Source organism: Mesorhizobium sp. M5C.F.Ca.IN.020.32.2.1, assembly GCF_004023105.1.
Classification (GTDB): Bacteria; Pseudomonadota; Alphaproteobacteria; order Rhizobiales; family Rhizobiaceae; genus Mesorhizobium; species Mesorhizobium wenxiniae.
Genome location: NZ_RZSX01000171.1, coordinates 1 through 8,980 on the forward strand (window position 1 = coordinate 1; position 8,980 = coordinate 8,980).

8 protein-coding genes are annotated in these 8,980 nt (G+C 60.2%); 5 read left to right on the top strand and 3 right to left on the bottom strand.

What is annotated here, in order from left to right:
• Together EOA86_RS11290 and EOA86_RS11295 are read right to left on the bottom strand one after the other, a co-directional pair.
• On the bottom strand, positions 1-352 hold a 352-nt coding region (locus EOA86_RS11290), incomplete at its 3' end, for an ABC transporter ATP-binding protein (RefSeq protein WP_164891682.1).
• Positions 353-927: 575 nt separating this feature from the next.
• Entirely contained in the window at positions 928-1,251 is a 324-nt protein-coding gene (locus EOA86_RS11295) for a hypothetical protein (protein ID WP_128341690.1), read from the bottom strand.
• Between the two features lie 20 nt (positions 1,252-1,271).
• Here EOA86_RS11295 and EOA86_RS11300 point away from each other — a divergent pair, with 20 nt between their 5' ends.
• The 5 genes from EOA86_RS11300 to EOA86_RS11320 all read left to right on the top strand — a co-directional run bounded on the left by EOA86_RS11300 (position 1,272) and on the right by EOA86_RS11320 (position 7,762).
• On the top strand, positions 1,272-2,441 hold the full coding sequence (locus tag EOA86_RS11300) for a M20 aminoacylase family protein (RefSeq protein WP_128341692.1): 1,170 nt from the start codon (positions 1,272-1,274) through the stop codon (positions 2,439-2,441).
• Positions 2,442-2,797: 356 nt separating this feature from the next.
• On the top strand, positions 2,798-3,496 hold the full coding sequence (locus tag EOA86_RS11305; RefSeq protein ID WP_128341694.1) for a CoA transferase subunit A: 699 nt from the start codon (positions 2,798-2,800) through the stop codon (positions 3,494-3,496).
• 16 nt (positions 3,497-3,512) lie between these two features.
• A complete protein-coding gene (locus tag EOA86_RS11310; RefSeq protein WP_128341696.1) occupies positions 3,513-4,142 on the top strand; it encodes a 3-oxoacid CoA-transferase subunit B in 630 nt (209 codons plus the stop codon).
• A 1,739-nt stretch (positions 4,143-5,881) separates the two neighbouring features.
• Positions 5,882-7,537 (top strand): MFS transporter, encoded by a 1,656-nt coding sequence (locus tag EOA86_RS11315; RefSeq protein ID WP_128341698.1) that lies wholly within the window; start codon positions 5,882-5,884, stop codon positions 7,535-7,537.
• A gap of 6 nt (positions 7,538-7,543) precedes the next feature.
• Positions 7,544-7,762, top strand: coding sequence for a hypothetical protein (locus tag EOA86_RS11320; RefSeq protein ID WP_128341701.1), 219 nt, complete (start codon positions 7,544-7,546; stop codon positions 7,760-7,762).
• Between the two features lie 34 nt (positions 7,763-7,796).
• On the opposite strand, the gene EOA86_RS11325 is transcribed toward EOA86_RS11320, so the two are convergent.
• Positions 7,797-8,980, bottom strand: a 1,184-nt coding sequence (locus tag EOA86_RS11325) for an IS1634 family transposase (protein WP_128341703.1), incomplete at its 5' end; no start/stop codon positions are given.

Sequence of the window (8,980 nt, forward strand, 5' to 3'; positions counted from 1 at the left end):
GTGCATCGCTGACCCGCCGCCGCGTATCCTCTGCCAACACGCCGCGGACCTTCAACGGAAAGGCGACGTTGTCAAACACTGACATATGCGGAAACAAAGCGTAACTCTGGAACACTAGTCCGATATTGCGCTGCGCCGGCCGGGTTGCCGTAACGTCGCGCCCGCCGAGGACGATACGTCCGGTGGTCGGCTCCGTTAGGCCGGCAATCAGCGAAAGGACCGTGGTTTTTCCCGACCCGCTAGGTCCGAGGATGGTAACGAACTCGCCTTGCTCGACCGTGAAGTCGAGCCGCTCCAACGCGCGGACCTGGCCGTATTGCTTCGAAAGTCCCTCAAGACTGATCGATGCCATCGTCCGAGCGCTCTCCCATTCTCGGTCCCTTTAAATTCTTACAGCTTCCTCAAAAACCATTGCGCGTCTAACATTTTTTAGGCATAGATTAATCGCCTATGAGCAATAATGGTGCAGCCCCTAGGTGCTGCAGTTCCGCGAGTACTACGGCGAGGCGCGAGGCATAGTTTGCCAATTCTTGTCGGAGCAAGATGGGTGGATGGTCTTGAGCTCCAACTCCGACGAAACAGTGCAGGCGGCAATCCCGCTATTTGAAGCCTTCGGCCAATAGGCCGCGCGTCGTACTCAAGTCCGCGGATGGGCTCCGTCCCTAGTCTACCACCTGAGCGTGATCGCCCGCCTGGCAGCATGGCGGGAAGCGGAACTGACCCGCTGAGGCTACTGCGGTGACAGCGGTGTGGAGGCCATGAAAAGGCGCGTCAGCGGCTTGGCCGATCGCGTCGGCTCGCGATGCGGATGAAGGCTTGATGGCCGTGCATCAGCAGCTCGATCGGCGGCTACTAAGCTCAGCCTGCCGCCATTCGTTACGACCAAGACTGGTTCGGCACCGCGACAGTGTCGGAGAGGCTTCCGCCTCAGCTGCCGCCAACCACACCATCGGGAGGGCCAAGCATCACGATTCGACGGGAATAAGCTTGAACAGCGTTCCAAATCTGATCGACATTGGTCTCAGGTGGACGGTATGTTTCAATCTCGGCAGCCTCGTAGCTTCTGCGTTGCAACGGCAGCCGCAGATTGGTGCAAATCCCCTTCTCATTTGCCTCATAATATGGGCTGGACGAACGATCCTGATCCTCGATTGAACGATTCGCGTATGCTTGGTGGTAATCGGCAGACCCACCAAATCTACGTCTACCGCCGAGAATGTCGATCAAACCACGAAGACGCTTACAGATCATGCAACGAGGTTCTCTCCAAAATGAGAAGCATTGAAACGTTCCGGGACTTGGAATCCGAGGCTACCGAGTGGCGTCGCTACATCCATGAAAATCCAGAACTATACTTTCAGGAACACAACACTGCGAAGTTCGTGACCGAGAAACTCGCCTCCTTCGGCATCAACCACATTGAAACAGGGATAGCCGAGACCGGAATCGTCGCGTTGATCCAGGGCGAAGGCGGCGACGGACCCACCATCGGGCTGAGGGCGGACATGGATGCTCTGCCGATCGCTGAGACGTCAAACAAACCGTGGTCGTCGAAAAAACCAGGCGTTATGCATGCCTGCGGCCACGACGGTCATACGGCCATGTTGCTCGGTGCTGCGAAATACCTGGCGTCTACCAGCAAGTTCAAGGGCTCGGTTGCCTTGATCTTTCAACCGGCAGAAGAGCCCGAATTCCCAACTGGCGGCTTTAAGATGGTCAAGGAAGGGATCATGGACCGCTTCGGCATATCCCAGGTCTTTGGCATGCATACCGCACCGGGCGTAGAGGTCGGCAAATTCGCCATATGCGACGGCCCGATCATGGGCTCGCAAGACGATTTCGATATTATCGTGAAGGGCAGGGGCGGCCATGCGGCCTCGCCGTATCGGACGATCGATCCCGTTGTCATAGCAGCACAGATCATTCTCGGCCTTCAGACCCTGGTGTCGCGCAAGACCGATGCGAGGGAGTCGCTGGTGATTTCGGTCACCAAGTTGAGCGCCGCACAGGCCTACAACGTTATTCCCGATCAGGTTCAAATCGGCGGGACCGTTAGGACTCTCGCATCTGGCCTGCGGGACTTCGCCGAGCGAGAGATTTTGGCGTCCGCTCAGGGGATCGCTCGCGCTTTTGGGGCAGATGTCGAGTTCAAATACCTCCGTTCCGTTCCACCGACCGTCAACAACACGAAGGAAACCCATTTAGCAATTGAGGCGGCACGCAGCCTCGTCGGGTCTGAGTCCGTGGACAATAAGATGAGACCAAGCATTGGGGCCGAAGACTTCGCCTACATGCTTGAGGCCCGCCCAGGCGCGTTCATTTTCCTTGGGAATGGGCCGACGGCTCCTGTGCACCACCCTGAGTTTGACTTCAACGACGAAGCCCTGCCTTACGGGATAGGCTATTGGGTAAACTTGGCGGAAACGGTGCTGGCTGCGTGAACGGTTAAGGTGAAATTGGCAAGCGGCGCTCGAGAGGAATATTTGAATGTCTTTTCATCATCGCCCTCTCGCGCTAGCTCCTCGTCATGCTCACGCTCTGCATTTCGGGATGCTGCATTTGACCGCCCGCGGGGCGGCAACTCTCGATAGATGATGCGGCTCAGCTGTCAGGTGGGGACGGTTCATAGAACGGCAGAGTCATAACATTCTGCCCGATTTACAGTGCCGCGAAGATGTCGAAACCCTGAAACTCAGTTGTCAGGGTCGTGAGCCTCGCGCAGCTAGAATACTGTTGAGCTAGCGCTCCATGGGGCGACTAGCGTCGTCTTTGAGTTGTCTGTGTTTGAGGGAGCTACATGAGCAAAGTGTATCGAAACCCAGGTTCGGCTTTGGAAGGTCTGTTGTTTGACGAAATGTTCATCGCTGCCGGTGGGTTCGGGCTCTGCGGCATCCCGGAGCTGCTGATCGGCGCGCTCCGTGAGGCAGGTATCAAAGGGCTGACGATCGCTTCCAACAATTGCGGCGTCGACGACTTTGGGCTCGGCGTGCTCTTGAAGACGCGGCAGATCAAGAAGATGATCTCCTCCTATGTCGGCGAGAACGCCGAGTTCATGCGGCAGTATCTGAGTGGCGAGCTGGAGCTCGAGTTCAACCCGCAAGGTACGCTGGCCGAGCGCATGCGCGCCGGCGGAGCTGGCATTGCCGGCTTCTATACCAGGACCGGTGTTGGCACCGTCGTTGCCGAGGGCAAAGAAGTAAAGATCTTCAACGGTGAGACGTATGTGCTCGAAACAGGCATCGTCGCCGATCTGTCTATCGTAAAGGCCTGGAAGGCCGATACCTCGGGGAATCTCATATTCCGCAAGACAGCGCGCAATTTCAATCCGCCGGCCGCCACCTGCGGCAAAGTCTGTGTTGCCGAAGTTGAAGAGATCGTGCCTGCCGGCAGCCTCGATCGCGATCAGGTGCACCTGCCGGGGATTTACGTGCACCGCCTGATCCAGGGCGAGCACGAGAAGCGCATCGAACAGCGCACGACGCGCGCAGCAGCTTGATGGGAGGGGCGGCACGATGGCTTGGGACAGAGACCAGATGGCGGCACGGGCCGCGCGCGAGCTAGAGGACGGCACCTATGTCAATCTTGGCATCGGCATTCCGACGCTGGTCGCCAATCATATTCCCGACGGCATTCATGTGACGCTGCAATCGGAGAACGGCCTGCTCGGCATTGGTCCCTTCCCAACAGAGACGGAGATCGACGCCGATCTGATCAATGCCGGCAAGCAGACGGTGACGGCGCTACCGCATTCCGCCTTCTTTGATTCCGCGCAGAGCTTTGCCATGATCCGTGGCGGCAAGATCGCAATGGCGATTTTGGGGGCCATGGAAGTGGCGGAAAACGGTGATCTCGCCAACTGGATGATTCCAGGCAAGCTGGTCAAGGGCATGGGCGGTGCCATGGACCTTGTCGCCGGCGTGAAGCGTGTGGTTGTCGTCATGGACCACACCAATAAGGCGGGCGAATCGAAGGTGCTGAAAGCCTGTACGCTGCCGCTCACCGGCCAGCGTGTGGTCGACCGCATCATCACCAATCTTGGAGTCCTCGACGTTGTCGAGGGCGGGCTGAACCTCGTTGAATGCGCCGACGGCGTAAGCGATGAAGAACTGCGTCGAGCAACCGAAGCAACGATCGTCAACTAGGTCCAAACAAGCTACACTATAGCACGCGTTGACGATCTCCGTGAGGGCTTTGGCCCCTGAGCCATGGGAGACGATATGTCCATACTCTCGATCGTCACAGCGCCAACGTCGCTTGCTCCATGCCGTGCATTCTTCGGGCATCCTTGCAGTTGTGACTGAAGCCGGCAAGGCGCGGGGTTTCCGTCGACCCGCACGTTGGCTATCACGATCTCGTCGGCTTCCTGCCAACACCTGGACCGATCATCCGCTTCCGTGCGCCTTCCGGCCTCGACTCGACGCCAACGTAGGGATGGGCTCTGAGATTCCCGGCCTTTTCGATCCGATACCAAAGCCGATCGGCATTCGCGTCACCCGTCAGAAGGCGCTGACCCGCGACGCCGCGCATTTGCAGAGTTCCGGATCGAGGGTGTGGCTTCGGTGCTGCCCTTCCACGGCGCGATGCTCGAGGGAACGGGATCTCACCAGCGAGGTTGGCTCACGGATGTATGCCAGCTGGATCGACCGCATTTCGCGGCATCCTGCGCCGCGCGTCGACCCGATCGAGGGCTGTTGCGCAGTTTCATCGAAATCGACTGCAGACGTTATACACTCGGCCTGCCGGCGGGCTCTTTTCCTCTCTCCGCGCCACAACCGATTGCAGGCGGCACCACCCCGGCGAGCGACGACGGGGCGGCGGCGCCGATCCATGGGATGCTTCAGCAAATGACTGGTCGAAGATGGAGCGGAGTCGCCGAAGATGAAGCGGTTGGCGCTTATGAGGCGATTAAGATGGAGGGCGCATCCTCCATTCCAAAGGCGGGCCGCATTCGCATCAAAGTTGAGGCTGGCGACGCGGCCCCTTTCAACACCGAACTGAGGACGATCCGCTCATCCTCCTCGTCGCGCAAACTCAGGCACAGTTCTCGCAAGGCACCATCCCGCAAGGCTCCGTGCCCAGACCAACGAGAGTGTTGAGCATGATCGAAAGCGACATGCTCGCTGCTTTCATTCTGCTTTTGCCTAAGGGTTGCTAGTCGGCGACAGCCCTGACGAGATCGGAGGGCGGTGGCGCGTACCATCTGTCCTCGTCGTGAGTGCTCGTCATTAAGGCGATAGGAGTTCAATGGAGGGCGTTCTTTACGAACCAATCGCGCGAGCGGCTCGGCAGCGTGCTCCGCGCGGAGCTGGGTTGAAAGTCGAAATGGCAGATCGTTGCGCTGATCTGCCGTCACCTCGCATCGCTGTGTGCAACTAATATTTCAGAGGTAGCGGGACTTTGGCGGAAACTATTCAATCCGCAGCTGTACGATCCGCAATGTCGCGGAAACAGAGCGGTCGGTGAAGCGTCACACGGTACGATTGCCACTGGCGACGCCAAAGTGATCGTCGAGGCCGACAGGGATCGATGTCGCTCTCGCCGCAATCCAGATGATCGACACTATGATCAAAGACGGCCTGTGGGATGACTTCCTTCTGTATTCAATGGTGACGCTGAGCGATGAACCATCTTGATTGGAACTCAATCGACAAGAGGTTGGCTGCGTAAAGCAACAGACTGCCGCCGCTGTCCGGTTGTTACTCGACTGGACTTTGTTCGCGCGGCGCGCCCTGCCGATGTCCTCCCCACCGGCAGGGCGCAGTTTTCAGGATGCTGCGCGGGGCGAATGCAGCGATCCGTGATCGGGGTTTGAGAAGAGGAGTGCCGGCAGCTTTGGTTGCAGGGGAATGTGGCAATGAAACGAGGACAAGGGTCAGATTGAATGCGCAGTGTCGCGGGCGCAGATGCGGATCCAAATTCGCCAGCGACGATTGCGCCGCTCAAGAATAGGACCTTTCGCTCAATCTGGCTCGCCACGCAGGTCTCCAGCCTCGGTTGGCTGATGCAGACTGTTGCCATCAGCTGGCTGATGGCCACGATCTCGACTTCTGATTCGATGGTTGCGCTGGTGCAGACTTCATCGTACCTGCCCGCGTTCATCTTGTCTGTCTTCGTCGGCGCTATTGCCGACAATTTCAGCCGTCGCCGCGTCATGTTCGCCGGCCGTAGCCTTATGGCGATAGCTTCCGCGATGCTGGCCGCCCTTGTGGCGCTGGGTTTCGCCTCTCCTTGGATGATTCTCGGCGTCAGCTTCTTGATCGCGTGCGGTGGAGCTCTCCACGATCCCGCCTGGCAGGCCTCGGTGGGTGATATGGTGAATCGCCGCGATGTTCCCGCTGCCGTCACCCTACTGTCTGTCGGCTTCAACACGGTCAGGACAGTGGGTCCGGCGCTCGGCGGCCTTGTCGTTGCATCGTTCGGGCTTGTGACGGCTTTCGCGGTGACCACACTCTGCTACCTGGTCCCGCTGGGTACCATATGGCGTTGCAAGTGGAAGGTTCACTCTTCACCTCTTCCGCGCGAATCCATGAAGACGGCAATCTATGACGGCCTGCGGTTCACGGCGATGTCATCGGAAATCAAGTCGGCGATCGCGCGCGGAACCCTCTTTGGCCTGGCGAGCAGCGCCATACTTGCGCTGCTGCCGCTGGTTGTTCGCGATCAGCTGGGAGGAGGACCGGTCGCCTACGGCACGCTCATGGCAGGCTTCGGAACAGGCGCCTTGCTGGCGGGCGCTTCCCACAGCACATTGAGACGGGTCTTGTCGGAAGAATGGCTGATGAGGCTTGCCTGTATTGCCTGCGCGGCATGCTCCATTTTCCTTGCAGTGAGCTCTTCGCCTGCAGTCGCGGCCATCGGGCTCGCTTTGGGCGGTGCAGGCTGGGTCACTGCCTGGTCCGGGCTTGGCGTAAGCGTTCAGCTGTCAAGCCCGCGCTGGGTCGTGGGGCGCACCATCTCGATCTACTATGCCTTGGTAGATGGAGGGATTGCGGCCGGTAGTTGGATGTGGGGCACTGTAGCCGAGAATTATTCATTGGCTTGGGCGCTCGAGTGCTCCGCTGGCGCTCTGTTGCTCGTTGCCGCGACAGGCGCCCTGTTTCCTCTTCGGGAGCGCCGCGGTGCCGCTCCCGATCCTTTGGAGGAATTCAGTGCCCCGGCAGTTGCGCTCGATCTGAAGCCGAGAAGCGGTCCCATCGTCGTCAGGGTTGAGTATCTTGTACTGGAGGAGAACGTCGCGCATTTCCTGGACCTCATGCGCGAGCGCCGTCATGTACATAGCCGCGTCGGCGCTAGGCATTGGACCCTGCAGCGCAACCTTGAGAAGCCGACGCATTGGATAGAAACCTTTCACACGCCGACCTGGACGGACTACCTTCGCCTGAACCATCGTCTCACGACCGCCGACAAGGAACTGGACGAGCGTGTCCTCCACTTGCACGCGGGGGAACGCCCACCTCAGAAGATCCTTTTGATCGAGCGCCCGACAGGCCACGCTCGCAAGCCCGAGTACTCGACGTCTTATTTCCCCCGCCACTGAGCATCGATGGGCATTCATGCTGCGATGAACGGTCTCGACGCTACCCTCGAAGAAGTCGGCCAGGTTGGTGACGCCGAGCAAATTCCGGGCCTGCTGCAGCGCGTCGCGGAACGGTACGCCCTGAAGACTGTCGCCTATCTGGGGACCGGCACGCTCGATCGGAAATTTCCTCGGCAAGAGCCGTTTATCCCGAAGTTTGCATTTGTGAGTTTGACAAGTTGTTGATCCGGCTCAGCAATCTTGCCGACGGGCTTTTCGGCTACTGGACACGTGCGGGGTCGAGGGCGAGCAGCCGGAAGGCGGCCTCCTGAAGCGGGGTTGGTCTGGAGTAGAGGGCGAAGCGGTGGTTGGGGCGTGCCGGGACGCGCATGGTGTTGCGGACCAGCGTGCCGAGGTGAGCAATGAGGTCGGCGAAGCTCATGACCCGCTGGCCGTCGGCCGAGCGCTTGATGGCCTTCTTGGATTTCACCGCCTCGGACGGCTCGGTCGCGGTGACGGGCGAACGCCGTTCCGCCCTGGCGGCGTCGAGGTCGGTGTCGTGGAACAGCAGCGGAGCCAAGGCCTGCCGCAGATGCCATTCGACGTGATAGGCGAGCATGCACAGGAAGACATGGGCGCGCACTCTCTGTGCTGTCCAGTGGCGGATCGGCCGGATGTCGAGATCGACGGTCTTCAACGATCGGAAGGCGCGCTCGACCCGCGACAGATCCTTGTAGGCCTGCACCGTTTCAGCCGCGTCGAGATGCTCGGCCGGCACGCTGGTGCGGATGACATAGATGCCGTCGAGGCGAGCCTCCTCTTCGATGTGCTCGATCCGACGCTGCCAAGTGAGCGAGCCGTCGCCGATCTCGACATCGAAGTGCTTGGCCATCTTCCTGCTGTCGAGCACGGCACCGACCGCCAGGCCGATCTGGGCGGCGCCGCGCAGGGGAGCCCTCTTGCGCCGCACGCGGGCCTCGATGCGGGCAAGTTCCTGCTCGGTCGCGGCCAGCAGTTCGTCGCGCTTGCGCGTGCGTTCGGCGGCGAGATCGCGATTGCGGCACACGATCAGCCGCTCGCCCGGGAACATGTCAGGGGCGCTGATCTCGGCGAGATCCCGCTCGTCGAACAACGACAGCTGCAACGGCCCGTTGTCCGCCGCCAGCGCCTGGATCGCCGGCGCGCGCAGACAGGTGATCCAGTCCAGGCCTGCCGGCCTGAGATCGTCGCGGATGCGGGCCGAGGTGATCATGCCGCGGTCCCCGACCAGCACCAGGCGGCCGATCCCGAAGCGATCCTTGATCTTCTCGATCTGCGAACTCAGCGTCGATGGATCGGCCGTGTTGCCATCGAAGACCTCCACCGCGACCGGCAGCCCCTCGCGCGTGCACAACAGCCCGTAGACGATCTGCGGCCGGTCACTGCGGTGATCGCGGCTGTGACCATGACGCGTCAGCGGACAGC

Excerpts from the sequence above, each read along its gene's own strand:
- EOA86_RS11295 (WP_128341690.1), bottom strand. The coding sequence starts at position 1,251 with ATGATCTGTAAGCGTCTTCGTGGTTTGATCGACATTCTCGGCGGTAGA.
- EOA86_RS11300 (WP_128341692.1), top strand. The coding sequence starts at position 1,272 with ATGAGAAGCATTGAAACGTTCCGGGACTTGGAATCCGAGGCTACCGAG.
- EOA86_RS11305 (WP_128341694.1), top strand. The coding sequence starts at position 2,798 with ATGAGCAAAGTGTATCGAAACCCAGGTTCGGCTTTGGAAGGTCTGTTG.
- EOA86_RS11310 (WP_128341696.1), top strand. The coding sequence starts at position 3,513 with ATGGCTTGGGACAGAGACCAGATGGCGGCACGGGCCGCGCGCGAGCTA.
- EOA86_RS11315 (WP_128341698.1), top strand. The coding sequence starts at position 5,882 with ATGCGCAGTGTCGCGGGCGCAGATGCGGATCCAAATTCGCCAGCGACG.
- EOA86_RS11320 (WP_128341701.1), top strand. The coding sequence starts at position 7,544 with ATGGGCATTCATGCTGCGATGAACGGTCTCGACGCTACCCTCGAAGAA.